Below are 26,345 nucleotides of genomic sequence, written 5' to 3'. Positions count from 1 at the left end.
GGCCAGCGGACAACGCACGCCACCATTCACAGCGCACGATAAGGAGGGGCTATTTACGCCCAATGCCGCCCAACTGCAACACCACCCCTTCATCGTCCTTGGACTCGACCCAAGGACCCACACTGCCTCTCCACGCCCCAGCAAACGTGTATTCCCCGCAGCACTTGCGACAATCACCCCTTCTCCCCTTGAGGGAGAAGGTGGGCCGGCGAAGCCGGGTCGGATGAAGGGTGCGCTGAGTCTGCCTCGTCCACCACCGTTTGCGTTTCTTGCAACCGCTGCGCCCCCTCATCCCCAACCCGGCATTTTTTGCCCCTCCCAAGCCCTTTCTGCCGCCCCTCGCCCCACCACCAATACTCCAACTCCTTGATATTCCTCCCTTTTCCCTCCCTCTCAAACTGGCACCCCCCTTGCATGAAGTCCCCCGACCACATGTGCATCAAGAGTTTCGACGGCCCGTGACCAGCCCGATCGCCATCGCCCCCAAGCCCGCCCTGCCCGGCACTCCCGCCGGCAAGCCCATCGACGTGTCCGCCCCCGATTTCGCCGGGCTCATTCCCGTGGACCAGGCCACAGCGCCCAGCCGGGCCATCGGCGCATCCACCGCTCACCAGGTCCCGGCCGATCTCGCCTCCACCCCGACCGAAACCGAGCTCGTCTCCGAACTCTCAAGCCTCCTCGAAAAACTCGCCGGCCTGTCCGACAAGCTCAAGGACCGCCCGCTCGACGAAATCGATCTCGAAGAGCTCGAAAATCTCCTCGCCGGCATCGAAAACCTACTCAATCAGGGCGCTCCCCTGCCCCTGCCCGAATCCCCGGCCTTTGCCGCCCTCTCCGATCTCGCCACCGCGCTGGGCCTCGAAGCCACCGACAGCCCCACCGCACCGCTCGACGCCCTCGCCGGCCTTTCGGCCCGAATCGCCGAAGGTCTGCGCGAACAGGCGCCCGACCTTGCCGCACGGCTGACCGGTCTCGCCCGCACCCTCGATGGCCATGCCGCCGCGATCCAGACGGCGCTTGCCGACGAGCAAGCCATCGCCGCTACCTCGATCCGCCACATCGAGAGCGAAACAAAGCTCAACGCTGCCGCCACCATTGAAGAGCAGGCCAGCGCCGAACAGAAACCGGCGCAGCCCGCCCCGGACGCCGCCCCCAAACAGGCCACGCCCCCCTCGGATCGTTCGCTGGTCAAGGACGGACAGCCCGCTCCCGCCCCCGAGGCTCGCCCGGCCCAGCCGCAAGCCAGTGCAGCGACCGCCCCCGTCTCGCCCGAGCTCGAAGCCCCCGACGGCCTCACCCTGGGCGCGCCGCAAGCACAGACGCCGACACCCGGCACCTCCGCTGCCATCCGCCCCGAAGCCGCGCTCTACCAGCGGCCCGATGCCCAGATAAACCTGCCCCACATCGCCGCCGAGATTTCCCGTCACGTCCAGAACGGGGTATCGCGCTTCGAGATCAAGCTGAACCCCGCCGAACTGGGCCGCATCGATGTGCGCATGGAAGTGGATGGCTCCGGCAACGTCGTCGCCCGTCTGGCGGTCGAGCGCTCAGAGACCCTCGACCTGCTCCAGCGCGATCAGCGCGCCCTCGAACGCGCGCTGGCCGATGCGGGTCTGGATTCGGCAAAGACCGAACTCGAATTTTCGCTCCAGCAGCAGGGTGGAAACACCCATGACGAGTCCGAAAAACCGTCCTGGCGCACAACGGTGTCAACACACACGGCATCGGAGGCTTCAACACCGTCAACCAACGCCGATCTCAACCCGTATATGCGGGGATATGCGCGGCTCGACGCCGTCAATCTTTGGGTCTGAGGAGCCAAGCCATGGTCGATGCAGTTTCAAGCACCACCACCTCCGGATCGAGCCTGGGGACGTCCCGCCAGACCATCGCCGACAATTTCGATACGTTCCTGCAGCTCCTCATCACCCAGCTCAAGAACCAGAACCCGCTCGAGCCCCTGGACACCAACCAGTTCACCCAGCAACTGGTCCAATTTACCTCGGTGGAACAACAGCTTAAGACCAATGAGTTCCTCGAGGCGATGATGCAGTCGTCGCAAAACAGCACCAACACCCAGGCCGTCGGCTATGTGGGCAAGACGGTGACCGCCTCGGGCGCCACCACCGATCTGGTCAATGGCTCGGCAAGCTGGATCTATCGCCTTGATAGTCCAGCGGAAAATACCACCGTCACCATCAAGGACGCCAACGGAAACACCGTCTATAGAGAGACGCTTTCCATGGAAGCGGGCACCGACCGCATCGTCTGGGACGGCACCACCGACACCGGCCAGAAGCTGACGTCGGGCCGCTTCACCGTCACCATTGACGCCCGCAATTCCAATGGCCAATACATCCCCGTCACCACCGAGATGATGGGCGTCGTCGATGGGGTCGATGTGAGCGGCACCGAGCCCTATCTGCTGATCGGCGACCTGCGCATCCCGCTCTCCTCGATCACCGCCGTTCACGGGGACATGCCCCCTCCCGCTGAAGACGAGACCCCCGACCCTGACGCGGAAGCGGCATAAAGGGTTATCCTATCTCCTTGATTTTGCTCGCCCTGCCGCACGGCGCATCGCGTTTTGCGATGGCATTCTGCATGCCGTCTTAACCGGTTGTAAGTTTCCGCTTAGCCAATTTTTAAGTGACACAGGTTAGTGTCGGTATTGGTTATGGTCAGGTTGAGTAGAGAGTAAAATGACCGTACAGATGCGTCCGCGCGTAAAGTACGTGATCGGGCCCGATGGCAGTCCGCTGACCATCGCCGATCTTCCGCCGTCCAACACGAAGCGCTGGGTCATCCGCCGCAAGGCAGAGGTCGTGGCCGCTGTTCGCGGTGGGCTCCTGAGCCTCGAAGAGGCTTGCGAGCGATATACCCTGAGTGTCGATGAATTCCTCAATTGGCAGGCAGCCATCGACAAGCACGGCCTTGCAGGCCTGCGCACCACTTGGATACAGCACTACCGGGAAGGCTGAGCACTCCGCTCTTCCACCCGCTTTACGCGCATCAAAACCAAAACCCGTCACGCCCGCGTGACGGGTTTTGTGCTTTTCATTCCCGCCTTGTTTCGCCCCCCTTTTGCTCGCCTGTCGGCAGGATTTGCCGGTTTTTTGCATTGTGCGAGAGAGAGTTAACACCTTGTTTACCATAGGCTAGGCATATTTTGCCCAGTGGGCTCGGCGATTTGGTTTGCCCGCAGATAATAGATGTATTGGGCAGAGGGCGCCGCGTGAATCAGTTGGGGGAATTGCTGGGCAAGCTCGGCGTCGCACGCATTGCCGCCATGGCGGTGGTCGCGGTGATGCTCATCGGCTTTTTCGCCTTCATCATCGTCCGCTCGACCACTCCCCAGCTCGCCCCGCTCTACACCAACCTCGAATTCGAAGATTCCGCCGCGATCATCGAAGCGCTGGGCGCCATGGGCACGCCTTACGAAATCCGCTCCGAAGGCGCGACAATTCTGGCCCCCCGCGACCAGATCACCACCATCCGCATGTCGCTGGCCCAGGATGGCCTGCCGGCGCGCGGCCAGGTCGGCTACGAAATTTTCGACAACCAATCGACGCTGGGCGCCACCAGTTTCGTCCAGAATATCAATCACATCCGGGCGCTTGAAGGCGAATTGGCCCGCACCATCGGCGCGCTCTCGCGCGTCCAGAGCGCCCGCGTCCATCTCGTTCTGCCCGAGCGTGAACTGTTCCGCCGCGACGTGCAGGCGCCTTCAGCTTCGATCGTTCTGACCGTTCGCGGTCAGCTTTCCGCCGGCGAAATCCGCGCCGTTCAGCACCTCGTCGCTTCCGCCATCGAAGGGCTTTCGCCCAACGCGGTGTCGATCGTCGACAGCTCGGGAACGCTCCTCGCCTCGGGTTCGGGCGAAGGGGAAGTTTCCGTCACCGCCCAGGCCCTCGAAGAACGCACGCTCGGCATCGAGACCCGCATGCGCTCTCGCATCGAAGAGCTTCTGGCCTCCGTCGTCGGCATGGGCCGAGCCCGCGTTCAGGTCTCGGCCGAACTCGACCTCAACCGCTCCACCCGCACCTCGGAAACCTTCGATCCAGAAAGCCAGGTGGTGCGCTCCTCCCAGCTCGTGGAAACCGGCGACCAGTCCACCGGCCCCGGCAACACGGGCGAAGTGACCGTCGCCAACGAATTGCCCGGCGCCAGCGAGCAGGGTGCCAATGGCGCTGGCGGCACCCAGCACACCTCCTCCGCGCTCGAAGAAACCCTTAACTACGAGATTTCCTCGACCACCGAGACGCAGGTGACCGAAGCGGGCGCGGTCAAGCGGATGTCGGTCGCCGTCGTTGTCGATGGCGTCTATACCTATGACGAGGCCGGCACGGCGATCTATGAGCCGCGCAGCCAGGCCGAACTCGACCAGATCACCGCGCTGGTGCGCACCGCTATGGGCTTTGACGAAGCGCGCGGCGACCAGATCGAAGTGGTCAACATGCAGTTCGCCGAACGCCCCGGCATCGAAGCGGGCACCGAAGCTCCGGGCCTGTTCGAATTCAACCGCGACGACCTGATGCGGTTCGCCGAAATGGCCGTGACCCTGCTGATCGCCCTTGCTCTCGTGCTCTTCGTCATGCGCCCGCTGCTCAAGAAGGTGCTGGCGCCCGAACCCCAGCCCCTCGCCCTGCCCGAGGCAGCAAGCGTTCCCGCCGAGTACGAGGAGCCCGCGCTCGACCCCATGGCTCTTGCCCGGGCCCGCGAGGCCGAAACCGACGCCTGGATGGAGCGGGCCAAATCGCTTGGCGAATCCCAGGTCAAGGCACTCAAGATGGTCGGCGAACTTGTCGATGAGAACCCCAAACAGGCCTCGCTCATCGTGCGCGACTGGCTGAGCGAAGCGGCATAGAACGACGATGGCGCTAACCGAACCTTCCAGCCTTTCACTTGCCTCCGACCCCATGAAGCAGGGGATTCAGGTGGGTGCCGACGCCACCCAGCGCCAGATGCGCGGTGACGAGAAGGCGGCCGCCCTGCTGCTGGCGCTCGGCCCCGATTTCGGCCGCCCGATCCTCGAAGAGCTCGACGAAGTCGAAATCCGCGTGCTCTCGCGCGCCATGGTGCGCCTGGGGCCGATAACCCAGCAGATGCTGGACGAATTGCTGGCCGAATTCATCATGGGTGTTTCCTCGACCGGCACCATGGCCGGCAACACCGACACCACCGAACGCCTGCTGCTCTCCTTCCTGCCCCAGGAACGGGTCGAGCAGATCATGGAAGAAATCCGTGGCCCGGCCGGACGCAACATCTGGGAAAAGCTTTCCAACGTTCAGGAAGACATTCTCGCAAGCTATCTCAAGAACGAATACCCCCAGACCATCGCGGTGGTGCTCACCAAGATCACGCCCGACCACTCCTCTCGGGTGCTCTCCGTGCTGCCCGAAGAGCTGGCGCTCGACGTGGTCCAGCGCATGCTCTCTATCGATCCGGTGCAAAAGGAAATCCTCGACAAGATCGAATCCACGCTGCGCACCGAGTTCATGTCGACGCTCAGCCACACCCAGCGCCGCGACAGCCACGAGCAGATGGCCGATATCTTCAACGCCTTCGACCGTCAGACCGAGGCGCGCTTCATGACGGCGCTGGAAGATGTGAGCCGCGACAGCGCCGAGCGCATCAAGGCGCTGATGTTCACCTTCGACGATCTGGCGCGGCTCGAATCCGCCGCCATCCAGACGCTTTTGCAGAATTTCGACAAGCGGGAAATGGCGCTGGCCCTCAAGGGCGCATCGGACACGGCCCGCGACTTCTTCTTTGCCAACATGTCCAGCCGCGCCGCCGGCATGATGCGCGACGACATGGATTCCATGGGCGCGGTCCGCCTCAAAGACGTCGATGAGGCCCAGTCCCGTCTCGTCAACACCGCCAAGGATCTGGCGGCACGCGGCGAAATCGTCATCAACAAGGGCAAGGCCGACGAGGAGATGGTCCCGTGAGCGTCGCCCACAAATTCACTTTCGATCTGGACCTTGCCCGCAAGCCCACCGTCAACAAGGTGTTGCCCGAGGACGAATTCGAGCAGCTTCTGGCCGCCGCCCGCCAGGAAGGCTATCGTCAGGGCGTTGCAGCCGGCCAATCGACCGTCCAAGCTCAATCGGCGACGGCCCTTGCCCAATCAGCGGAAAAGCTGGGCGATCAGGTCGCGCAGATGGTGACGTCCATCGAGCAATACGAAAAACACCATCTCGCCCAATCGGTGGACCTCGCCGCCTCGGTGGCGCGCAAGCTCGCGGCGCATCTGGTGGCCCGCCAGCCCCAGGCCGAGATGGCGGCGCTGATCGCCGAATGCATGGCCTCGCTCGAAAACGCGCCGCATCTGGTGATCCGCTGCCATCCCGACCTGTGCGACGCGCTCAAGGTCATCACCGAAGAGCGCATGAAAATGTCGGGATTTTCCGGCCGGCTCGTGGTTCTGGGCGATCCCGATATCCGGCTCGGTGACGGACGCATCGAATGGGCCGATGGTGGATTGGTGCGCGACATCAATGCCATTTCCAACGAAATCAACACCCGCATCTCCGCCTATCTGGCGGCACGCGGCGCCAAGCAGGGAGAGTGATCCATGGCCGATGGCGACGACATTCAAACCGTTGCGGACGGCATTTCCTTTGAGGAAATGCTGGCCGATATCGACAATGGCGACACCGCATCGGGGGAGAAGTCGGCATCCGATCTCGAAGCCGTCTTCGATGTTCCGGTCCGCCTATCGGTGGTTCTGGGCCGCACCAGGATGCCGGTGGCCAAGCTTTTGAAGATGGATATCGGCACCGTGGTCGAACTCGACCGGCAGGTGGGCGAAGCCATCGACATATACGTCAACGACCGTCTCGTCGCGCGCGGCGAAATCGTCCTGGTCGAGGGGCGCCTTGGCGTCACCATGACCGAAATCATCAAGGCCGGCTAGTTTCAAGGAGACCGGATCATGCGCCTACTCATTATCGGTGCGCTCGAAGGACAACTCAGCCAGGCCTCCAAAATGGCCATGGACGGCGGCGCCAAGGTCGCCCAGGCAGCGACCATCGATGTCGCGCTCGCCACGCTGCGCGCCGGCAAGGGCGCCGATCTGCTCCTGGTCGACGTGATGGTCGATATCCCCGCGCTGATTGCCGGCCTCGAGGCCGAGCGTATCCATATTCCCGTGGTCGCCTGCGGCACCGAGACCAACGCGGCTGCCGCCGTCAACGCCATCCGGGCCGGGGCCAAGGAATATATCCCCCTGCCACCCGATGCCGAACTGATCGCGGCAGTCATCGCCGCCGTCGCGCGCGAAAATTCCGATCTGCTCTACCGCGACCCCGCCATGGCGCGGGTGGTCAAGCTCGCCGACCAGATTGCCGGCTCGGACGCTTCGGTGCTGATCACCGGCGAGAGCGGCACGGGCAAGGAGGTGATGGCCAAGTACCTTCACGCCCGCTCCAAGCGCGCCAGCCGTCCCTTTATCTCGATCAACTGTGCGGCCATCCCCGAGCATCTGCTCGAATCCGAGCTGTTCGGGCATGAAAAGGGCGCCTTTACCGGAGCCATCGCCCGCCGCATCGGCAAGTTCGAGGAGGCCAATGGCGGCACGCTCCTGCTCGATGAAATTTCGGAAATGGATTTCCGCCTGCAGGCCAAGCTGCTACGCGCCATCCAGGAACGAGTGATCGATCGGGTGGGCGGCACGCGGCCCGTTCCGGTCAATATCCGCATTCTCGCGACCTCGAACCGCGATCTGGCAGTGGAAGTCAAAGAAGGACGTTTCCGCGAGGATCTCTTGTTCCGCTTGAACGTCGTCAATCTCAAGCTTCCGCCGCTGCGCGAGCGGCCCGGCGATATCGCTGCCCTCGCCGACCATTTCGTTGCCCGTTATTCCGCCGCCAACGGCCTCACTCAGCGGGTTCTCTCCCCCGCCGCACGCGAGGAATTGTTGCGCGCGCCCTGGCAGGGTAACGTCCGCGAGCTCGAAAACACCCTGCACCGTGCCGTCCTTCTTTCGGAAGGCAGCGTGATCGAACCCGACGCCATCCGCATGCCGGACGGAACAGGTCTTTCCGAAGCGGTCGCCAACCATTCCCTCGCCAGCCAGGTGGCCCAGACCGCCGAGGCTGTGTCCCGCTCGCTGGTGGGCAGAACCGTGGCCGATGTGGAACGCGATTTGATCCTTGATACTCTGGGCCATTGCCTGGGCAACCGCACCCACGCGGCCAACATATTGGGAATTTCGATCAGGACGCTGCGCAACAAGCTCAACCAATACGCCGACGAGGGGGCCGATATTCCCGCCCCCGGCGAGCAAAGATTTAGCGCCGCATGAGCATCGCGGCGCCCCTCCCGCCAGCGCCTCCACCCCTTTCGGGTGCGAGCCGCGGCGTGGGGGGTGCCGCCGCTCCACGCCAGACCGAACCATCCGCAACGACCCGGCCCACGATGACCGATACAGCTCCCGCCCGCTCCGCCAATCCGATGGGCCGCCTCAACAACATTTTCGATATCATTCGCGAATCCAACGCCGGGCTGGCGATTGGCGTCGTGGCCATTCTTGCCGTGCTGGTGCTGCCCATGCCGGCGATCCTGCTCGACATTCTGCTCACCATCTCGTTCGTCTTTTCGGTGATGATCCTGATGACGGCGCTGTTCATCCAGACGCCGCTCGAATTCACGTCTTTTCCTACCGTGCTGCTGGTCTCGACCATGCTGCGCATGGCGCTGAACCTCGCTTCGACCCGTCTGATCCTCTCTGAAGGTCACAATGGCGTCCACGCCGCCGGCCAGGTGATCGAGGCGTTCGGCAATTTCGTGACCCGTGGCAATTTCGTCATCGGGATCATCGTTTTCTGCATTCTGCTGATCGTCAATTTCATCGTCATCACCAAGGGCTCTGGCCGCATTGCCGAAGTCGCGGCCCGCTTCAACCTCGACGCCATGCCCGGCAAGCAGATGGCCATCGACGCCGACCTTTCCGCCGGCCTCATCGATGAGGATCAGGCCCGCACGCGGCGGAAAAACCTCGAGGACGAAAGCTCGTTTTTCGGCGCCATGGACGGCGCGTCCAAATTCGTGCGCGGCGATGCCATCGCCGGGCTGTTGATTACCTTCATCAACGTCATCGCGGGCATCATCATCGGCACCCTGCAGATGGGGCTGCCCATCGATCAGGCTGCCAATAACTACACTCTGTTGACCATCGGCGACGGCCTCGTCAGCCAGATCCCCGCCCTTATCGTCTCGACGGCGGCAGGCATACTCGTCTCCAAGGCCGGTGTTACCGGTTCGGCCAACAAGGCGCTCACCACCCAGTTCACCTCCTACCCCGTGGCGCTGGGCATGAGCTCGGGCGTCATGTTCCTTATGGCGCTCGTCCCCGGCATGCCGCTCGTTCCCTTCGTGACGCTGGGTGGCGCGGTCGGCTATCTCGCCTGGTCGACCTCCAAACGGCAAAAGGCCGAAAAGGCGGAGGCCGCCAAGGCCCAATTGGTCGAACAGGTTTCCCAAGCGGGCGCCGGCCCGACCGAAGTGCCGATCACCGACAGTCTCAAGATCGACGAACTCAAGCTCGAATTGGGCTACGGCCTTCTGAGTCTGGTCAAGGAAGACGATTCCGGCACCGACCGGCTGACCGAGCAGATCAAGGCGCTGCGCCGGCAACTTGCCACCGAACTGGGCTTCATTATGCCCTCGGTGCGCATCCTCGACAACATGCAGCTCGAGCCCAACCTCTACAAGATCAAGATCAAGGAAGTCGAAGCCGGCCACGGCGAGGTCCATGCGAACCAGCTCATGGTCATGGATCCCTATGGCAACAAGATCACCCTGCCCGGCCAGCATACGGTCGAACCGACCTTCGGCCTGCCCGCCACCTGGATCGACAACGCCCTTCGCGACGAAGCCGAGGTGCAGGGGCTGACCATCGTCGATCCGTCCACAGTGATCTCGACCCATCTGACAGAAGTGCTCAAGGCCAACACCGCCGATCTCCTGAGCTACGCCAATGTCCAATCCCTGCTCTCGGGTCTCGACAAGGATCAGCAGAAGCTCGTCGAGGATATCGTGCCCTCGCTGATCTCGGTTTCGGGCATCCAGCGCGTGCTTCAGGGCCTGCTCGCCGAACGCGTGTCGATCCGTGACCTGCCCACCATCCTCGAAGGCATCGCCGAGATTGCCGGCTCGGCCCGCAACACCGGCCAGATCATCGAGCATGTCCGCTCGCGCCTCGCCCGCCAGATCTGCGCCGCCAATCTGGGCATGGACGGCAACCTGCCACTGCTCACGCTTTCACCCAATTGGGAGCGCGACTTTGCCGAAGCCATGATCGGGGAAGGCGAGGAGCGGCATCTGGCGATGGCGCCATCGAAACTCCAGCAATTCATCGCCGGCATCCAGAACGGCTTCGAGAACGCGGCGCAGATGGGCGAAATTCCCGTGCTGATCACCTCACCCCATATCCGCCCCCACGTCCGCGCCATCATCGAACGCTTCCGCCCCCAGACAGTGGTGATGAGCCAGAACGAAGTACACCCCCGCATACGGCTGCGGACGGTGGGGAGCATATAAAAAGGGGCCCAACCGAGCCCCTTTCCTTTTATTCCGCCGGCACCGGCTGAGGTATCGGACTGGCATCGAGCGAGTCGATATCCTCGGCGGCGTCATAGACGGACTGATCGAGGATACCCTGGCGCTTGGCAACGATGGTGGGCACCAGTGCCTGGCCCGCGACGTTGACCGCCGTGCGGCCCATGTCGAGGATCGGGTCGATCGCCAGCAACAGACCCACGCCTTCGAGCGGCAGGCCCAGTGTCGAAAGCGTCAGCGTCAGCATCACCGTAGCGCCGGTCAGACCGGCAGTGGCCGCCGAACCGATCACGGCGACAAAAGCGATCAGCAGATATTCCTGCAGCCCCAGATCGATGCCGAAGAACTGCGCAACGAAGATCGCCGAGATCGCCGGATAGATCGACGCGCAACCGTCCATCTTGGTGGTCGCGCCCAGCGGCACGGCAAAGCTCGCATATTCGCGCGGCACGCCGAGGTTCTTTTCCGTCACCCGTTCGGTGATCGGCAGGGTGCCGATGGACGAACGCGAAACAAAAGCAAACTGGATGGCCGGCCATGCGCCCTGGAAATAGCGGATCGGGCTAAGCCCGTTGGCCGAGAGCAGCGCCGGATAAACCACCAGCAGCACCAATGCCAGCCCGATGTAGATGGCCGCAGCGTACCAGGCCAGCGAGGAGAGCGTTTCCCAACCATAGACCGCCACGGCATTGCCCAGCAGCCCGACAGTGGCGATCGGAGTCAGCCGGATGATCCACCACAGCAGCTTGTGGATAACCTTGAGGAACGAGCGATTGAACGCCAGGAACGGTTCGGCCGCCTCGCCCGCCTTGAGCGCTGCGATACCCACGGCGATCGAGATCACCAGAATTTGCAGGACATTGAAGCTCAGGCTGGTCGATGCGCCACCGTCGTTGACCGAAGTCGATGCCGTGAGCCCCAGAATGTTCGACGGGATCAAGCCCGTCAGAAAATCGAGCCATGAGCCGGTACGCGAAGGTGCCCGTGCTGCCGCTTCGGTCACCGCCGTATTGAGGCCGGGCTGAATGATAAGCCCCAGCGCGATACCGATAACCACCGCGATCAATGCGGTAATGGCGAACCACAGCAGCGTCTGCCACACCAGCCGCGCCGCATTGTTGAGTTCACGCAGATTGGCGATCGAAGCCACGATGGCCGTAAAAATCAGTACCGGAACAATCGTGCGCAGCAACGACACGAAGCTCGATCCGATTGTGGAGAGGGTCTGAGTGAGCCAGTTCGGCCCATCCACCCCCGGCCCCATCTGGCGCGCAATCAGTCCGAGAACCAGACCAATCGCCAGCGCGACCAGAACCTGAAAACCGAACGAAGTATAGAGCGGCCCACGCGGCCGCCTGCCTGAAGTTGTAATCGTAGATGACATGTCTGCCCCATATCGATGACCGCGCCCAACGCGGTGCATAACAATTAGGCAGAATCTACGCCTCTACGCGCAACAGGCCAAGGTCCGGCCATGCTGCCCATCGGCGGGCACGCGAAATATCGTGCCAACATTTCGGCTGGTGCTGGAAAACCGCTAATGTGCCGCGCGATCGCGCAAAGCGACGATGCGATCTGAAACCGGGCCACCGGCACCGCTTTCGACCGGCGTTGGCAGGTCTTCCATCTCGAGTCCGTCGGCGAATTTGCGAACCTTGTCGAACAGGCTTTCGGAAAGGGCCGGATCGTCCTGCGCATCGCCGGCGTAAACGAGCTGCGATACATCCGAAGCGATGGACCGCAACCGGGCGCGCAATGCGTCCTCGTCACGGCGTTCGGTTTCCCAGTCGCTCATTATCGACTCCTGCAATGCGGCCACGCTCTCCTCGATACGCGCCGATTGGTCTTCAAGGGAAAGGTCTTCGGCCAAAAGCCGGCGCTCTCCATTGGTCCGCGCCTTGTCCTCGGGCTCCGCATCCGTTTCCGCCAAAAGGGCGTTGAGACGGCTTTCGGCACCAGAAATGCGCGCTTCGGCCCGCCGCAACTCCACGCGTGCCTCGCTCTCGGGGTCGTTCCTGGCCAGCGTATCGCGCAACATGGCGATCGCTTCGTCCTTGAGCCCGCTCTTTTTCTTCTTTTCCAGCCGGGCCAGAAGGATGCGGGTCTGTTCTTCGAGATATCCGTTGCGCTGCCGCTCGATATTGAGCGCGGTCAGCAGATCTTCCACATCTGCGCGATAATCGCCCGTAAGCTGTTCGGCGCTGACCGGCTCGACCGATTCCGGAACCAGGGTGGGATCGATATCGGAAAGATCGACATCGGCCTGCCGCAGCCGGGCGGCCAACGTCGCGGAATCGCGTTCGAGATCGCGGATGCGTGCCACGAGTTCCTGCTCGCGCGCGATAAGGCTTTCGATGGCGCCGAACTGCTCGTCGCGCTCGCTTCTGAGCGCGGCCAGTTCGATATTGGCCGCGTCGAGCGCCACGACCCGCTGGCCGATCTGCTCGCGCAGCGCCTCGATCTTGAGCTGATGCTTGCGCAGGGTGATGGCGAATTCGGCCCGAAGCTTATCCTTGTCGGCCCTGAATTCGGCGAGGGTCACGGGCGTCGCCGCTTCCATCCGGCGCTTCGTAAGCCGAACGGCGCGACGCCAGAAGGCCGGCCCGATGGCAACCGCAATCAGGGTCGCCGCGAGGAATCCCAGCGCCAGATACATTGCATTCTCAATGACCATATGCCTCTCCCCCGACGGGAAGCCCTGCCCTCGAACCAGCGCCGGAAAAATCGGCGTAACGGTTCACAAGACGACTTTACGCGATGAAAGTCGCCTCGTCATCTCACAGCTCTGGCATGGCGTCCACTGGGACTTCGCTGTTGTGCGAACTCTTGGGGCTTAGAATGGGTTCCACGTCGGCTCGCGCGTGAAGTTGAGATACCCCACCGCGACGCCCGCCCGCAGGCCCACACCAGAGCTGATGGGCACGACGTAAACGTCGTTGAGCTTGAGCGCGGTCATGCCGATGCCACCGACGGCGAAAATCGAGCCTTCGACGCCCGGATACCGGTCGTAGATCGATTCGACGGCGGGAAGATTATAGACCAGCATCATCACGCGGCTGCCGTCCGCGCCGATGTTGAGCCCCAGGCTCGGCCCCTGCCAGAACACCTGATGGGTGCCGGCGTTGCGGGTGTACATGGTGCCGTCGCCATATTTAGCGCCGATAAACAGCGCGCCGCCGCCCTCCTGGCCGAGAATATAGGCATTGGGCTGGCCATACTGCTCGAAAGCCTGCTCGATCACCGAGGCGAGGCCCTGGGCAACCGAGCCGAAGAACTGATGGCCGGCGGTGAGGATTTCCTCGCTCGAATATGTATCCGACAGCGATCCGCCCTGTTGGGTCTGGGCCGGCCCTTGCGCCTGCATCTGGGCCTGGATCGGGGCGGCCCAGGTTATCATTCCCAGGGAAAGAACAAGTGCCGCCAAAAGGCGATTGATGATCACGTTAATGCTCCCTCGCGTTCGGTCTCGCGATATGCGTGCCCGGTTAACCAAGGCCAAACGGCCTTTGGGTACGATCAACCGGTCCGCCCCCAACAGCATAGCGGTTCAGTGAGCGATAATGCAGCAAATTGGTAAACAAATCTTAACCCTTACAAAGTCTTACGCGACTTTCTTTCTCGTCGCTCTCGTCCTGCTCGCGGCACCGGGGCTAGCCCGCGAAAAGGCTATTGTCACCAATGTCCTGACCGGCGTCGCCATTTCGGGTTACGATCCGGTCGCCTATTTCACCGAGGACGCCGCCATGGTGGGCAGCCCGCTCTTCGATCTGCAATGGAACGGCGTCACCTGGTATTTCACCTCCGCCGCCAATCGCGATGTCTTCGAGCGAAACCCGGAAATCTACGCCCCTCTTTTCGGCGGTCATTGCGCCATGTCTATGGCGCGCGGACACATGTCCGACGGCAATCCGCAGATTTTTCGCATCGTGGGCGGAAGGCTGATGCTATTCTATTCCATCGGTAACCGATCGGCCTTCGACCTTTCGCCGGCCAGCGCGCTGCGCGAGGGCGCAACCAACTGGGCCGCGCTTCCCGACCCGCGCGCCGCAGATCTCCAATAAATTGGGCGCAACCCCTTCGGAGCGGGCAGCTTTGCGTTGCCCTGCCCTAGTTGCACTATAAAGTGCTGGAACATTGATTCGACAGATACGCGCGGCGCCAACGCCGCCGAACCGAGCGAAAGGCAAATCGGCCATGACGAGCATTGTGGAACTGGGCGCGGCCGATCTTGCCGCATTGCTATGCTCGCGCGTTTGCCATGACCTCATCAACCCGGTCGGAGCGATCGGCAACGGGCTCGAAGTGCTCGCCGATCCCTCTCAGGTCGAAATGCAGAGCTTCGCCAAGGAGCTGATCGAAAATTCCACGCGCCAGGCGCGCGCCAAGCTCGAATTCGCCCGCCTTGCCTTCGGTGCGTCCTCGACTGCGGGCACCGATATCGACACCCGCGAGGCTGATCGCGTGGCGACCCTGCTCATGGCCGGTGAAAAGGCGGACCTCGAATGGAAGGTCACGCCCATGCTCCTTCCCAAGAACAAGGCAAAGATGCTGCTCAACATGCTGTTGATCGCAGTCGCTGGCGTTCCGCGTGGTGGCACGGTGACCGTGGAAGTGGAAGGCGAAGCCGGGCGCGAGAGCTTCACGATTACGGGGACCGGCCCCAAGACCTTGATTCCCAACGCCGTTCAGGGGCTGATTGCCGGCACGCCCGAGGACGGCACCGTTGATGCCCGGGGCATCCAGCCCTTCTATACCGGCGTCCTCGCCCGCCTCTGCCACATGGGCCTCAACCTCAGCCTCGATGGCGACGTGCTGCGCTTCACCGCCGATCCCCTGCCCCACGACATCGACTGAATTACCTCTTCGCTAACGATTAAGCCATTAGAGTCAGCTCCATCCCGACCGCCTCCGTTCATGGGATGGAGCTCATGAAGTCCTGCCTGATCGTCGACGATTCCAGCGTGATCCGCAAAGTGGCTCGGCGCATCCTGGAAAACATGGATTTCATCGTCGACGAGGCCGAGGACGGCCAGGAAGCCTATGAAAAATGCGCGCGGGAAATGCCCGACGTGATCCTGCTCGACTGGCAGATGCCCATCATGAACGGGCTCGAATTTCTCAAGGCCCTGCGCGGCTATAACGGCGGCGAAAAGCCCCGTATCGTCTATTGCACCACCGAGCGCGACATCGGCCACATGGCCATGGCCCGCAAAGCCGGCGCCAACGATCACATCCTCAAGCCCTTCGACCAATCCATGCTGGAAGCCAAGTTCCAGACCTATGTGTAGGCCGCGCGCCACCCCCGAGCACACTTCTGTGTGAACGCCAGTCCCGTTTTCCTGCAAATCGGGTTATGATCGCGTTCAGGTATTGTCTGGACAAGGCAATGCCCCAACGGCGTGGTGTGCCCGCGCCCGGGGGAAGTGCTGGCACCCCACGCTCCTTTTGACCGAGGAGGCCTGGTATGCCTGTGTATCCCGAACAAGCCTATGCGGATGTCGGCAACGCCGAAACTGTCGTCCGCTCCATCTCGACCAGCGATGTTTTCGATGCCTTGCGCAAGGGATCGGCCGATTTTTGGCGTCACCCTTCCCATTATCTCTTCATAGCCCTCATCTATCCCCTGGTCGGCATTGTATTGGCGACCTGGAGCGCCGGGGGGGCGACCTTTCCCCTGCTCTATCCTCTCGCCACGGGCTTTGCCCTCATCGGCCCGGTCGCGGCTCTGGGGCTTTATGAATTGAGCCGGCGGCGTGAACGGGGAGAGGATGACGATCCCAGCCATGCCCTGAGCGTATTGCGCCATCCCGCCATCGGCTCGATGGTTGCCGTAGGCCTCTGGCTCGCCATTCTCTTCATTCTCTGGATCACGGCGGCGGGCGCGATCTATGAGGCGCATTTTTCCGTCCGGGCGCCCGAAACCCTCATGGCTCTGATCACAGAGACTTTCACCACCTCGCGCGGCTGGAGCCTGTTGTTTTGGGGCAATCTGGTGGGGCTGGGTTTTGCCCTGCTGGTCCTGGCAACCACCGCCGTCGCCTTCCCGCTGCTGGTCGACAGGGGCGGCAGTGCGGCCCATGCCATCCTCACCTCGCTAAGGGCGTTCGGCGCCAATCCCGTTCCCATGATACTCTGGGGCGTACTCGTCGCCGTGATCATGGTGATCGCCTCGGTGCCGCTCTTTGTCGGCCTCGCCGTCGCGCTGCCGATCCTCGGCCATGCGACCTGGCACCTCTATCGCAAGCTGATCGAATAGGGGGCCGAAAGAACAAAGCCCGCACGAGGGGACCGTGCGGGCTTTGCCGAAATAGAAGCTCGGAAGCGCGGATTACGCGCTTTTGGCCATCTCGGTCTCGTCGGGCTCGCGCAGTACATAGCCGCGACCCCAGACGGTTTCGATGTAGTTCTTGCCCTCTGTGGCCACCGAAAGCTTCTTGCGAAGCTTGCAGATGAACACGTCGATGATTTTGAGTTCCGGCTCGTCCATCCCGCCATAAAGATGGTTGAGGAACATTTCCTTGGTGAGCGTCGTACCCTTGCGGAGCGAGAGAAGCTCCAGCATCTGGTATTCCTTGCCCGTCAGATGCACGCGCTGGCCACCCACTTCGACGGTCTTGGTGTCGAGGTTGACCGAAAGGTCGCCGGTGTTGATGACCGACTGGGCATGGCCCTTGGAGCGCCGCACGATGGCGTGGATGCGGGCGACCAGTTCGTCCTTGTGGAACGGCTTGGTCATGTAGTCGTCGGCGCCGAAACCAAGGCCTCGGACCTTATCTTCGATGCCAGCCAGACCCGAAAGGATCAGGATCGGGGTCTGAACCTTCGCGACGCGCAGCGTGCGCAGCACTTCATACCCGCTCATGTCCGGCAGATTGAGGTCAAGCAAAATGATGTCGTAATCATAGAGCTTGCCCAGATCGACACCTTCCTCACCGAGGTCGGTGGTGTACACATTGAAACTTTCGGATTTGAGCATCAATTCGATGCTCTGCGCTGTCGCGCTGTCGTCCTCTATCAAGAGCACACGCATGCCAATCCCCTTATCCAACCACATCCCTATCTGGGACCGAGCCCGGCTCGAGCCGCAACCCTTAACCAAACCCTACTGGGTACGATTCGAACCTAACGTCAATTAGTTAACAAAGTTTAATTCGGTCGGGCAATATGCGAGCTACATTAACTGAATGAGACGTTAATGCGTTGATATATATAAGAAAATTACCGTAACTTTTCTTAATGCACAACGTTAAGAAAGCCCTTCAACCGACTCTCGGGACTCATTGAAACCGGGCTGTAGGGGAAAAGCAGGCGCGCGCAAGGGCGTGGCGAAAAAATTTGCTCAACTTCTGGCAATATCGCCATAACCTTAAGGATGAGTTACCAATGCGGCGCAAACGTGGTGCGAATCGGTTCGCCTGGAGCCAAAGTGCAATCGCTGATTTCAGACATTGAAGCGATCGACGAGATCGAAGTCTTTGGCCGCGTAAAGACCGTGCAGGGGCTTCTGATCGAGATCGTCGGGCCGGTGCGCGAACTGCGCGTCGGGGGCCGGGTCTCGATAGAAACGCCCAGCGGCCCAAACCTCGCCTGCGAAATCATCGGGTTCCGCGACGGCCTTGCCCTCTGTCTGCCCTTCGGCCCGGTAGAGGGCGTTCGGCTGGGCTGCAAGGCCGTTTTCGCCGGCCATGACGGCGCCGTTTATCCCGACGATAGCTGGCTTGGGCGTGTAATCAACGCCGAAGCCCAGGCCATCGACGGCGCGGCGCCCCTGCTGCGCGGCGCATCTCCATACAATTTACGCAACCTCCCCCTGCCCGCCCACGCCCGTGGCCGGGTCGGCGGCCCCATCGATCTGGGCGTGAGGTGCCTCAACACCTTCACCACCTGCTGCGATGGCCAGCGGATGGGGATTTTCGCCGGTTCGGGCGTCGGCAAATCCGTTCTGATGAGCATGCTGGCCCGCAACACCGACGTCGACGTCTCGATCATCGGGCTGATCGGCGAGCGTGGCCGCGAGGTGCAGGAGTTCATCACCGAGCAGCTGGGCGAAGAGGGCATGAAAAAGGCCATCGTCGTGGTCGCGACCTCCGACGAATCCGCGCTCATGCGCCGACAGGCCGCCTATCTTACCTTGACCCTTGCCGAATATTTCCGCGATCAGGGCAAGCGCGTACTGTGCATGATGGACAGTCTGACCCGCTTTGCCATGGCCCAGCGCGAGATTGGCCTGGCCACCGGCGAGCCCCCGACCGCCAAGGGCTATCCGCCCACCGTCTTCACCGAATTGCCACGATTGCTCGAACGGGCCGGTCCTGGCCTCGTCAATTCGGGCTCCGTTACCGGACTGTTTACCGTTTTGGTGGAAGGTGATGATCACAATGAGCCCATCGCGGACGCCGTACGCGGTATTCTCGATGGTCACATCGTCATGGAGCGATCCATTGCCGAACGGGGACGCTATCCGGCCGTCAATGTGCTTCGATCCGTGTCGCGCACCATGCCCGGATGCGTGCCGGAGGATTTCCGGCCCACTTTGAGCAGGGCGCGCGAGTTGATGTCGGTTTTCGCCGACATGGAGGAACTGATCCGGCTGGGGGCTTACCGGAAAGGATCGGACTCCAAGGTTGACCGCGCCATAGCGCTCAACCCGGCGCTGGAGGCTTTTTTGAGCCAGCGATCGGATGAGCGCACCGCAATCGCCGACGGCTACAATTTGCTGGCGACGATTCTGGAAACTGCCGGCGCGGACGGCCCGGTGCATAAAGGATGAGGGCGGCTCGTTAAGCCGACCGACGGCTTGATGAGTAAGGAGTGCAAGTCATGAAGTCCAAGAGCGCGAGCCTGATCCGCCTCAAAAAGTTTCAGGTCGATGAAAAGCGCCGCCAGGTTCTCCAGATCGAGACCATGATTGCCGATTTCGAGCGCATGGCCGCCGAACTCGATCAGCAGATCGAGATCGAGCACAAAAAGACCGGCATCTCCGATATTGCGCACTTCGCCTATTCCACCTTCGCCAAGGCCGCCATCACCCGCCGCGACAATCTTCTGACCTCGGCCGGCGATATGAAGGGCAAGCTCGAAGCCGCCCAGGACGATCTCGCCGAAGCCATCGAGGATTTGAAAAAGGTCGAACTGCTCGACGCGCGCGAACACCAGCGCGAAAAGGACGAGCAGCAAAAGCGCGAACAGGCCGAATTCGACGAAATCGGTCGCCTGCGCTATCGGCGTTAGAGTTCGAGGCGATGACATACGACGAGCTCGTAGCCATTGCCCTCACCTTCCCCGGCGTCGTTCAATCCCCGAGCTACGGCACGCCGGCTATCAAGCTGGGCACCAAATTCCTCCTGCGCGAACGCGAACCCGGCATTGTCGCCTTGCAACGCCCTTCGATGGACGAGCGCGACATGCTGCTCGAAGCCGAGCCCGACCTGTTCTTTCTCACCGATCACTATCGCGGCTACCCCTTCGTTCTGGTTCGTCTCGACAAGATTCAGCCGGATCATTTCAGATCGCTGTTTGAAACGATTTGGCGCGAGAAGGCGACCAAAACGCAGATTTCCGCTCACAAATCCACGTAAGCGAAGTTTCCATCCGCCAATACCGCTTGACGTAAGCAATATTATTCTATTCCCTCACATGAGGTCCGGCCGCATGCGATGAGGGGTAAACCGCATGTTCGTCTCGGTTTTCGACGTATTCAAAATCAGCGTAGGCCCGTCATCGTCCCATACGATGGGCCCCATGATTGCCGCCGCGCGCTTCCTCGACTGGGTGACGCAGATGCCGCCGCGCGAGAACGCGCGACTGGAAATCACCCTCTACGGTTCGCTCGCCTTCACCGGCATAGGCCACGGCACCAATGCGGCAGTTCTGGCGGGCTGCCTTGGCTTTGCGCCCCAGACCTATGACGGACACCAAGCCCAATCGGCCCTTGCCGCGCTCGCCGCGCGCAAGACGATCTCCCCAGCCCCCGGCTGGACGATCGGCCTCGATCCTGAGGCCGATCTGATCATCGATCGCACCACAAGATTGGAAACCCACCCCAACGGCATGCGCTTCACCCTTCTCGATGCGGATGGGCAGATCATCGCCGAGGAAATCTATTTCTCGATTGGCGGAGGGTTCGTCAAAACACTGGCCGAAATCGAGGCCGGCGATTTGCCCGCCACACCCGCCGACGACGTGCCGTTTCCCTTCGCCAGCGCCGCCGAAATGCTGGAAATGGGTAAGGCCTCTGGCCTCTCCATCGCGGAAATGAAGCGCCGCAACGAATGTGCTCGCCTCGACGGCGAAGCCTTCGCCCACCGGCTGATGCACATCTGGGACGTGATGGACGCCTGCATAAGCCGGGGGCTGGACGCCACCGGCCAATTACCCGGCGGGCTCAGGGTCAAACGCCGCGCCCGCGCCATCTTCGAAAACCTCTCGGGCCGGGCCGGCGCCAATGACATGCCGCTCCATTCGGCCATCGACTGGCTTTCGGCCTACGCCATGGCGGTCAACGAGGAAAACGCCGCTGGCGGCCAGGTGGTGACCGCCCCGACCAATGGCGCGGCCGGCGTTTTCCCCGCCGTCCTGCGCTACTACCTCTCCCACGTTCCCGGCGCGAGCCGCGAGAAAATCCCCGACATGCTGCTGACCGGCGCCGCGATCGGCGGGCTGATCAAATACAACGCCTCGATTTCAGGCGCCGAGGCGGGATGTCAGGCCGAAGTGGGCTCGGCTTCCGCCATGGCCGCCGCTGCCCTGTGTGCGGCCCTGGGCGGAACCAATGCCCAGATCGAAAATGCAGCCGAAATCGCCCTCGAACACCATCTCGGGATGACCTGCGACCCCATCAAGGGCCTTGTCCAGGTCCCCTGCATCGAGCGCAACGGGCTCGGGGCGGTCAAGGCGGTCGCTGCCGCCTCGCTCGCCATGCAGGGCGATGGCAGCCACATCGTGCCGCTCGACGCCTGCATCGAAACCATGCGCCAGACCGGACGCGACATGGACGAGCGCTACAAGGAAACCTCCCTAGGCGGCCTCAGCGTCGCGGTGCCGGACTGCTGATCATTCGGCGATGATCGCGATCTCTTGCACCATTTCGCCGGTTGCCCCGTCGAAGATGCGGATCGCTTGGGCATCGTCCGTTGCATAGGTCACGGTCAGCAGCCCATCCTGTGTCTGGGCTGCGATCACCTGCGCGCCGGCCGGCAGCGCTATCGATTGCACGCCATAACGCTCCGAAACGTCGGGACCCATGCTCACGAGGCGATAGACAACCACCAGCACAATCGCCATAAAGCCGATAAGCATGATGAGCATGGATATCGCCGCCCGGCGGCGGGCTTTTGCCATAACGGCCTCGGCCTCCGGGCTGAGCGGCTCGTCCTTATCGAAATCGGCTTGAGGTTGAGTCATGGCAGCGGATGGGCTCCAGGAGGACAGGCATGACGCCACGGTGCTCGAAAGCGAGGCCGGGACGAGGCTCGATGTGTTTCTGGCGGCGCGCTTCCCCGTTTTCTCGCGCAACCGGATCAAGGACTTGATCTTAACGGGTGCGGTCAGCGTCGAAGGAACGACCAATGAAGTGCCCAAATATCGCGTCAAGGCCGGCGAGTCCATCGCCCTCGCGGCCCCCGAACCGGTCGAGGCCGAACCCGAGCCCCAGGCCATTGCGCTGAACGTCCTCTATGAGGACGAGCATCTGATCGTCATCGACAAGCCCGCTGGCATGGTCGTGCACCCCGCCCCCGGCAATGAGGACGGCACGCTGGTCAATGCCCTCATCCATCATTGCGGCCAAAGCCTTCGCGGCATCGGCGGGGTCAAACGCCCCGGAATCGTCCACCGGCTCGATAAGGACACCTCCGGGGTCATGGTCGCCGCCAAGACCGAACAGGCCCACAACGGCCTTGCCGCCCAGTTCGCCGATCACGGGCGCACCGGCCCCCTCGAACGCGCCTATACCGCCTTCGTCTGGAACATTCCAAATCCGCTCGTGGGGACGATCCAGACCCTGATCGGCCGCGATCCGTATAATCGCCTCAAGCAGTCGGTTCTGGGCCGCGACGGACGCGAGGCGATTACCCATTATCGGGTGAACGATCGGTTCGGAGGAGACAAATGGGCCGTGGCCCAGGTTGCCTGCAATCTCGAAACCGGCCGCACACACCAGATTCGCGTGCATATGACCCATATCGGCCATCCGCTCCTGGGCGACGGCGTTTATGGGTCGGGTTTTGCAACAAAGATCAATGCGGTGCCCGAGCCGGTCCAGCAGGCCGCAAAAGCCCTGGGACGGCAGGCTCTCCACGCCTCGGTCCTGGGTTTCTCGCATCCCGCGACCGGGAAAACCATGCGATTTACGAGCGAATTGCCGCAGGATCTGGCAAATCTCGCAACCGCTCTGGCACCTTACTCATTGTAACTTGCGAACCGGCGAGACCTATGCACCTTGCGAATGGCAAAAATTCGTGAGGCGGGGATGTAATCGTCCAATTGCGACCTATATTCACTCTAACGTGTCTGCGCGCGTGCCGAAATGGGCGTCGATGCAGACCAAGGCCCGCCGGGCTTATCCGGGGGTGAATAAGAGGGGGTGCAAATATGGCCCAGTCCAATCTACCTGTCCTGAGTTCGGAAAGCGGTCTTAACCGCTACCTTCAGGAAATCCGCAAATTTCCGATGCTCCACCCTGACGAGGAATTCATGCTCGCCAAGCGGTACAAGGAGCATGCCGATCCCGAAGCGGCCCAGAAGCTCATCACGTCCCACCTGCGGCTCGTGGCCAAGATCGCCATGGGCTATCGTGGCTATGGCCTGCCCATTTCCGAGGTGATCTCGGAAGGCAATGTCGGCCTCATGCAGGCAGTCAAGCGCTTCGAGCCCGACAAGGGCTTCCGTCTTGCCACCTATGCCATGTGGTGGATCAGGGCATCGATCCAGGAATATGTCTTGCGCTCCTGGTCGTTGGTCAAGATCGGCACGACTGCTGCCCAGAAGCGTCTGTTCTTCAATCTGCGTCGCCTCAAGGGGCAGATCGCCGCGCTCGACGACGGCAACCTCCACCCCGACCAAATCAAGCAGATCGCGACCACGCTCAACGTTTCGGAAAACGACGTCGTCTCCATGAACCAACGCCTGACCGGCGACGCCTCGCTCAACGCGCCCATGCGCGCCGACGAAGGCTCCAGCCAATGGCAGGATTGGCTGATCGATGATGTGCCCGATCAGGAAGAAATTCTCGGCGAAAGCCAGGAATTCGACGAGCGCATGGGCCTTCTCGAAGGCGCCATGGAAGTGCTCAATGACCGCGAACGGGCCATCTTCAGGGCCAGGCGCCTTCAGGAAAACCCTTCGACCCTCGAGGAACTGGCGCAGGAATACGAAGTCAGCCGCGAGCGTATCCGCCAGATTGAGGTCCGCGCCTTCGAAAAGGTTCAGGATGCGGTAAAGGAAGCTGCAAGGGCGCAGGCCGCGCATTGACGCGGCCTGCCCAAGGCCTCATTGTGCCGCTTCCTGAAATCAACTGAAGGATAAAATCGGACCGGCCCTCCAGCCTGTTCGTTCAAAATGATAGAAATAGCTATCGTCGCGGGCCTGATCCTGCTCAACGGCGTGTTCGCCATGTCCGAACTTGCCGTCGTCTCTTCCAGCAGACCCCTGCTGCGCTCCATGGCCGAGCGCGGTCAAAACGGCGCCAATGCCGCCATCAAACTGGCCGAAGATCCCGGCCGTTTCCTCTCCACAGTCCAGATTGGCATTACCCTGATCGGCATTGTTGCCGGCGCCTTTTCCGGGGCGACGCTCGGTGGAGCACTGGCCGATTTCCTGGCCGATCGCGGCCTTCCCGCAAGCGCGGCGTCGGCGGTTGGTTTCGGCGGCATCGTCGTCATCATCACCTATCTCTCGGTGGTCGTGGGCGAGTTGGTGCCCAAGCAGTTCGCGCTGCGCAATCCCGAGCGCGTGGCCTGCATCATCGCACGCCCCATGACCATCCTGTCGCGCGTCGCCGCACCGGTCGTCTGGGCGCTCGATGCCTCCACGCGGCTGATTTTCCGCCTTCTGGGCATGAGCGAATCCAACGAGGACCAGGTCACCGAGGAAGAGATCAAGTCGATCGTCGCCGAAGCGGCCGAAACCGGTGTCATCGAGCGCGACGAAAAGCGCATGATCGCCGGCGTGTTGCGCCTCTCAGACCGCCGGGCCCGTGGCATCATGACCCCGCGCACCGATGTGGAGATGATCAACCTCGACGACGATTTCCAGACCATCCGGTCCGAACTGGCCGAAATCCGGCATTCGCGCATTCCCGTTTCGAGCGGGGAGACCGACAACATCATCGGCGTTCTGGTCATGCGCGACTATCTCGCGACCCAGCCCGAGGATCATGCCGGCCTGCGGCGCCTGTTGCGCAAGCCGCAGGTGGTTCCCGACACCATGGGCGCCCTCGACGTGCTCGACATTCTCCGGCGCGCCGATTTCCCGCTCGCGCTCGTCCTTGACGAATACGGCCATTTCGAAGGGCTGGTAACGCCTTCGGACCTGCTCGAAGCCATCGCCGGCGTATTCCGTTCCGATCTCGAGGAAGGCGAAGCCGACGAGGCCGTACAGCGCGAGGATGGGTCCTGGCTCCTGGCCGGCAGCCTCACCGCCGACGACCTCTCGGACCGTCTCGGCCTGCTGCTGCCTGAAAAGCGTGACTACCAAACGCTCGCCGGCTTCGTCATCGAGAACCTTCAGCACCTGCCCACCACCGGCGAAACGCTGGAAACCGACGGCTGGCGTCTCGAAATCGTCGATATGGACGGCCGCCGCGTCGACAAGGTGCTGGCCACCCCTATCGCATCGGAAGCCGAAGCTTAAGGATAGGCGCTCTGCCCTGAGTAGGGGCAAAGCAGTGTTCCACCCACAAAATTGTCACCCCGGGATTTATTCCCGGGGTCCAGTATCAGCCTTTCCGCAGCCACCAGCCAAGCGGGCTTACAGCACCCCATCGAGCAGATTGCGATCCAGAATCAGCAGCCACGGGTCCTGCTCCGACTCTGCCTCGATCACGATCCGGTCCTCTGTGGCAAGGTTCGAGGTCCCGATCGCCTTGCCCTGCGCCATGTCCAGCCCGTCGAGCGGATAGAATAGACCCTGCGAGCGCGCAAAACGCGTACGCCCGAGCGGATAGATCGAAACCCGCTCCCCCGCACCCACGTCGAGCGAGATCGATCCGGCCACCCCGATCGCCAGATCGTGCCCATCGACGAGGATGATCCGCCGTTCGCCCGCATACCGGGCCACCGCATGCAGCGCCGCCAGCGTATGGTCGAACCGCCCCCCAGTCATTCCCAGGGCCACCGTCACCGGCGCCTCTGTGGAATAAAGGCACTTTTCGAAATCGGTTGTTTCCTGCTCGGGCAGCGCGACGATCTGCGTGCGCTCGGGAAACCGCTCCCGGTCGGCCACCGAATCCATGTCCCCGATCACCGCATCGGGCACCAGCTTCGCCGCCATAAGGATGTCGCCCCCTCGGTCCGCCCCCACGATTCCACTCGCCCGCGCGGCCAGATGCCGAAGCATTTCTGGCTCGACTTCCCCTGCCCCAACGATCAGCAACATGCCATCGAACTGCAGGGTCTTCCCTGCTCGGCTCACTTGCACTGGACCCTGCACGCCTATAGTGTCGCCTCGTCTCGCTGGGGTGCCCATCCGAAAGGACAGGCTGAGAAAAACCCATAGAACCTGAACCAGGTCATGCTGGCGGAGGAAGTTCGAGATGGCAAGGGCGTTCGCGCCCGCCATTG

At 62.1% G+C, this 26,345-nt stretch carries 26 protein-coding genes and 1 riboswitch; of the genes, 20 read left to right on the top strand and 6 right to left on the bottom strand.

What is annotated here, in order from left to right; genetic code table 11:
- The first annotated feature begins 458 nt into the window (after nt 1-458).
- From V4T21_RS02580 to flhA, 9 genes are all read left to right on the top strand, one after another.
- Entirely contained in the window at nt 459-1,814 is a 1,356-nt protein-coding gene (locus V4T21_RS02580) for a flagellar hook-length control protein FliK (protein WP_332712584.1), read from the top strand.
- Nucleotides 1,815-1,825: 11 nt separating this feature from the next.
- Nucleotides 1,826-2,533 (top strand): flagellar hook assembly protein FlgD, encoded by a 708-nt coding sequence (locus V4T21_RS02575; RefSeq protein WP_332712582.1) that lies wholly within the window; start codon nt 1,826-1,828, stop codon nt 2,531-2,533.
- Between the two features lie 169 nt (nt 2,534-2,702).
- On the top strand, nt 2,703-2,981 hold the full coding sequence (gene sciP / locus V4T21_RS02570) for a CtrA inhibitor SciP (RefSeq protein ID WP_116654789.1): 279 nt from the start codon (nt 2,703-2,705) through the stop codon (nt 2,979-2,981).
- A gap of 254 nt (nt 2,982-3,235) precedes the next feature.
- The gene (fliF, locus tag V4T21_RS02565) at nt 3,236-4,867 is read left to right on the top strand and encodes a flagellar basal-body MS-ring/collar protein FliF (RefSeq protein WP_332712574.1); all 1,632 of its coding nucleotides are present in this window, start codon (nt 3,236-3,238) and stop codon (nt 4,865-4,867) included.
- A gap of 7 nt (nt 4,868-4,874) precedes the next feature.
- Nucleotides 4,875-5,954 (top strand): flagellar motor switch protein FliG, encoded by a 1,080-nt coding sequence (gene fliG / locus V4T21_RS02560; protein WP_440589609.1) that lies wholly within the window; start codon nt 4,875-4,877, stop codon nt 5,952-5,954.
- Nucleotides 5,951-6,577: a FliH/SctL family protein gene (locus V4T21_RS02555; protein WP_332712571.1), complete on the top strand. Its 627-nt coding sequence runs from the start codon at nt 5,951-5,953 to the stop codon at nt 6,575-6,577. The genes fliG and V4T21_RS02555 overlap by 4 nt, the downstream gene beginning before the upstream one ends.
- A gap of 57 nt (nt 6,578-6,634) precedes the next feature.
- Complete coding sequence (gene fliN / locus V4T21_RS02550) at nt 6,635-6,922, top strand: flagellar motor switch protein FliN (protein ID WP_332712720.1); 288 nt, start codon at nt 6,635-6,637, stop codon at nt 6,920-6,922.
- 18 nt (nt 6,923-6,940) lie between these two features.
- On the top strand, nt 6,941-8,311 hold the full coding sequence (gene flbD / locus V4T21_RS02545; protein WP_332712569.1) for a sigma-54-dependent transcriptional regulator FlbD: 1,371 nt from the start codon (nt 6,941-6,943) through the stop codon (nt 8,309-8,311).
- Between the two features lie 113 nt (nt 8,312-8,424).
- Entirely contained in the window at nt 8,425-10,548 is a 2,124-nt protein-coding gene (gene flhA, locus V4T21_RS02540; RefSeq protein ID WP_332712567.1) for a flagellar biosynthesis protein FlhA, read from the top strand.
- Nucleotides 10,549-10,576: 28 nt separating this feature from the next.
- Here the strand turns inward: flhA and V4T21_RS02535 are convergent, their stop codons facing one another.
- The 3 genes from V4T21_RS02535 to V4T21_RS02525 all read right to left on the bottom strand — a co-directional run bounded on the left by V4T21_RS02535 (nt 10,577) and on the right by V4T21_RS02525 (nt 13,963).
- Nucleotides 10,577-11,950 (bottom strand): dicarboxylate/amino acid:cation symporter, encoded by a 1,374-nt coding sequence (locus V4T21_RS02535; RefSeq protein ID WP_332712564.1) that lies wholly within the window; start codon nt 11,948-11,950, stop codon nt 10,577-10,579.
- A 153-nt stretch (nt 11,951-12,103) separates the two neighbouring features.
- The gene (locus V4T21_RS02530; protein WP_332712562.1) at nt 12,104-13,240 is read right to left on the bottom strand and encodes a coiled-coil domain-containing protein; all 1,137 of its coding nucleotides are present in this window, start codon (nt 13,238-13,240) and stop codon (nt 12,104-12,106) included.
- A 159-nt stretch (nt 13,241-13,399) separates the two neighbouring features.
- Nucleotides 13,400-13,963: a DUF1134 domain-containing protein gene (locus V4T21_RS02525; protein ID WP_440589612.1), complete on the bottom strand. Its 564-nt coding sequence runs from the start codon at nt 13,961-13,963 to the stop codon at nt 13,400-13,402.
- 163 nt (nt 13,964-14,126) lie between these two features.
- On the opposite strand from V4T21_RS02525, the gene V4T21_RS02520 reads away from it, so the two are divergent.
- The 4 genes from V4T21_RS02520 to V4T21_RS02505 all read left to right on the top strand — a co-directional run bounded on the left by V4T21_RS02520 (nt 14,127) and on the right by V4T21_RS02505 (nt 16,822).
- A complete protein-coding gene (locus tag V4T21_RS02520) occupies nt 14,127-14,627 on the top strand; it encodes a YHS domain-containing (seleno)protein (RefSeq protein ID WP_332712559.1) in 501 nt (166 codons plus the stop codon).
- A gap of 133 nt (nt 14,628-14,760) precedes the next feature.
- Nucleotides 14,761-15,420, top strand: a complete 660-nt coding sequence (gene chpT, locus V4T21_RS02515) for a histidine phosphotransferase ChpT (RefSeq protein WP_332712557.1) — start codon at nt 14,761-14,763, stop codon at nt 15,418-15,420.
- Nucleotides 15,421-15,494: 74 nt separating this feature from the next.
- On the top strand, nt 15,495-15,854 hold the full coding sequence (locus tag V4T21_RS02510) for a response regulator (protein WP_332712556.1): 360 nt from the start codon (nt 15,495-15,497) through the stop codon (nt 15,852-15,854).
- A gap of 176 nt (nt 15,855-16,030) precedes the next feature.
- On the top strand, nt 16,031-16,822 hold the full coding sequence (locus tag V4T21_RS02505; RefSeq protein WP_332712554.1) for a DUF2189 domain-containing protein: 792 nt from the start codon (nt 16,031-16,033) through the stop codon (nt 16,820-16,822).
- Between the two features lie 72 nt (nt 16,823-16,894).
- Here V4T21_RS02505 and ctrA read toward each other — a convergent pair whose 3' ends face one another.
- Nucleotides 16,895-17,596, bottom strand: a complete 702-nt coding sequence (gene ctrA, locus V4T21_RS02500) for a response regulator transcription factor CtrA (protein WP_332712553.1) — start codon at nt 17,594-17,596, stop codon at nt 16,895-16,897.
- 396 nt (nt 17,597-17,992) lie between these two features.
- Here ctrA and fliI point away from each other — a divergent pair, with 396 nt between their 5' ends.
- The 4 genes from fliI (at nt 17,993) to V4T21_RS02480 (ending at nt 21,618) form a co-directional block, all read left to right on the top strand.
- Nucleotides 17,993-19,336 (top strand): flagellar protein export ATPase FliI, encoded by a 1,344-nt coding sequence (fliI, locus tag V4T21_RS02495; RefSeq protein WP_332712550.1) that lies wholly within the window; start codon nt 17,993-17,995, stop codon nt 19,334-19,336.
- A gap of 50 nt (nt 19,337-19,386) precedes the next feature.
- Nucleotides 19,387-19,797, top strand: a complete 411-nt coding sequence (fliJ, locus tag V4T21_RS02490) for a flagellar export protein FliJ (protein WP_332712547.1) — start codon at nt 19,387-19,389, stop codon at nt 19,795-19,797.
- Nucleotides 19,798-19,808: 11 nt separating this feature from the next.
- A complete protein-coding gene (locus tag V4T21_RS02485) occupies nt 19,809-20,144 on the top strand; it encodes an MmcQ/YjbR family DNA-binding protein (protein WP_332712545.1) in 336 nt (111 codons plus the stop codon).
- Between the two features lie 94 nt (nt 20,145-20,238).
- Complete coding sequence (locus V4T21_RS02480; RefSeq protein WP_332712542.1) at nt 20,239-21,618, top strand: L-serine ammonia-lyase; 1,380 nt, start codon at nt 20,239-20,241, stop codon at nt 21,616-21,618.
- Here V4T21_RS02480 and V4T21_RS02475 read toward each other — a convergent pair whose 3' ends face one another.
- Nucleotides 21,619-21,969, bottom strand: a complete 351-nt coding sequence (locus V4T21_RS02475) for a DUF6476 family protein (protein ID WP_332712539.1) — start codon at nt 21,967-21,969, stop codon at nt 21,619-21,621. It lies immediately after the preceding gene.
- Between V4T21_RS02475 and V4T21_RS02470 the strand changes: the two genes are divergently transcribed.
- The 3 genes from V4T21_RS02470 to V4T21_RS02460 all read left to right on the top strand — a co-directional run bounded on the left by V4T21_RS02470 (nt 21,968) and on the right by V4T21_RS02460 (nt 25,416).
- Entirely contained in the window at nt 21,968-22,978 is a 1,011-nt protein-coding gene (locus V4T21_RS02470; protein WP_332712537.1) for an RluA family pseudouridine synthase, read from the top strand. The genes V4T21_RS02475 and V4T21_RS02470 overlap by 2 nt on opposite strands.
- A 179-nt stretch (nt 22,979-23,157) precedes the next feature.
- On the top strand, nt 23,158-24,036 hold the full coding sequence (gene rpoH / locus V4T21_RS02465; RefSeq protein WP_332712535.1) for an RNA polymerase sigma factor RpoH: 879 nt from the start codon (nt 23,158-23,160) through the stop codon (nt 24,034-24,036).
- Between the two features lie 87 nt (nt 24,037-24,123).
- Nucleotides 24,124-25,416: a hemolysin family protein gene (locus tag V4T21_RS02460; protein WP_332712532.1), complete on the top strand. Its 1,293-nt coding sequence runs from the start codon at nt 24,124-24,126 to the stop codon at nt 25,414-25,416.
- Between the two features lie 117 nt (nt 25,417-25,533).
- Here the strand turns inward: V4T21_RS02460 and V4T21_RS02455 are convergent, their stop codons facing one another.
- Complete coding sequence (locus V4T21_RS02455) at nt 25,534-26,196, bottom strand: thiamine diphosphokinase (protein WP_332712529.1); 663 nt, start codon at nt 26,194-26,196, stop codon at nt 25,534-25,536.
- Between the two features lie 32 nt (nt 26,197-26,228).
- Nucleotides 26,229-26,327: riboswitch (TPP riboswitch) on the top strand.
- Nucleotides 26,328-26,345 lie beyond the last annotated feature (18 nt).

Source organism: Pelagibacterium mangrovi, assembly GCF_036662815.1.
GTDB lineage: Bacteria > Pseudomonadota > Alphaproteobacteria > Rhizobiales > Devosiaceae > Pelagibacterium > Pelagibacterium mangrovi.
This window is presented reverse-complemented; position numbering and strand designations above follow the sequence as displayed.

Excerpts from the sequence above, each read along its gene's own strand:
- ctrA (WP_332712553.1), bottom strand. The coding sequence starts at position 17,596 with ATGCGTGTGCTCTTGATAGAGGACGACAGCGCGACAGCGCAGAGCATC.
- V4T21_RS02485 (WP_332712545.1), top strand. The coding sequence starts at position 19,809 with ATGACATACGACGAGCTCGTAGCCATTGCCCTCACCTTCCCCGGCGTC.
- sciP (WP_116654789.1), top strand. The coding sequence starts at position 2,703 with ATGACCGTACAGATGCGTCCGCGCGTAAAGTACGTGATCGGGCCCGAT.
- fliG (WP_440589609.1), top strand. The coding sequence starts at position 4,875 with ATGGCGCTAACCGAACCTTCCAGCCTTTCACTTGCCTCCGACCCCATG.
- fliJ (WP_332712547.1), top strand. The coding sequence starts at position 19,387 with ATGAAGTCCAAGAGCGCGAGCCTGATCCGCCTCAAAAAGTTTCAGGTC.
- fliN (WP_332712720.1), top strand. The coding sequence starts at position 6,635 with ATGCTGGCCGATATCGACAATGGCGACACCGCATCGGGGGAGAAGTCG.
- V4T21_RS02530 (WP_332712562.1), bottom strand. The coding sequence starts at position 13,240 with ATGGTCATTGAGAATGCAATGTATCTGGCGCTGGGATTCCTCGCGGCG.
- V4T21_RS02520 (WP_332712559.1), top strand. The coding sequence starts at position 14,127 with ATGCAGCAAATTGGTAAACAAATCTTAACCCTTACAAAGTCTTACGCG.
- V4T21_RS02460 (WP_332712532.1), top strand. The coding sequence starts at position 24,124 with ATGATAGAAATAGCTATCGTCGCGGGCCTGATCCTGCTCAACGGCGTG.
- rpoH (WP_332712535.1), top strand. The coding sequence starts at position 23,158 with ATGGCCCAGTCCAATCTACCTGTCCTGAGTTCGGAAAGCGGTCTTAAC.
- V4T21_RS02505 (WP_332712554.1), top strand. The coding sequence starts at position 16,031 with ATGCCTGTGTATCCCGAACAAGCCTATGCGGATGTCGGCAACGCCGAA.
- V4T21_RS02470 (WP_332712537.1), top strand. The coding sequence starts at position 21,968 with ATGGCAGCGGATGGGCTCCAGGAGGACAGGCATGACGCCACGGTGCTC.
- flhA (WP_332712567.1), top strand. The coding sequence starts at position 8,425 with ATGACCGATACAGCTCCCGCCCGCTCCGCCAATCCGATGGGCCGCCTC.
- V4T21_RS02480 (WP_332712542.1), top strand. The coding sequence starts at position 20,239 with ATGTTCGTCTCGGTTTTCGACGTATTCAAAATCAGCGTAGGCCCGTCA.
- V4T21_RS02535 (WP_332712564.1), bottom strand. The coding sequence starts at position 11,950 with ATGTCATCTACGATTACAACTTCAGGCAGGCGGCCGCGTGGGCCGCTC.
- V4T21_RS02475 (WP_332712539.1), bottom strand. The coding sequence starts at position 21,969 with ATGACTCAACCTCAAGCCGATTTCGATAAGGACGAGCCGCTCAGCCCG.
- V4T21_RS02510 (WP_332712556.1), top strand. The coding sequence starts at position 15,495 with ATGAAGTCCTGCCTGATCGTCGACGATTCCAGCGTGATCCGCAAAGTG.
- V4T21_RS02575 (WP_332712582.1), top strand. The coding sequence starts at position 1,826 with ATGGTCGATGCAGTTTCAAGCACCACCACCTCCGGATCGAGCCTGGGG.
- flbD (WP_332712569.1), top strand. The coding sequence starts at position 6,941 with ATGCGCCTACTCATTATCGGTGCGCTCGAAGGACAACTCAGCCAGGCC.
- chpT (WP_332712557.1), top strand. The coding sequence starts at position 14,761 with ATGACGAGCATTGTGGAACTGGGCGCGGCCGATCTTGCCGCATTGCTA.
- V4T21_RS02525 (WP_440589612.1), bottom strand. The coding sequence starts at position 13,963 with ATGATAACCTGGGCCGCCCCGATCCAGGCCCAGATGCAGGCGCAAGGG.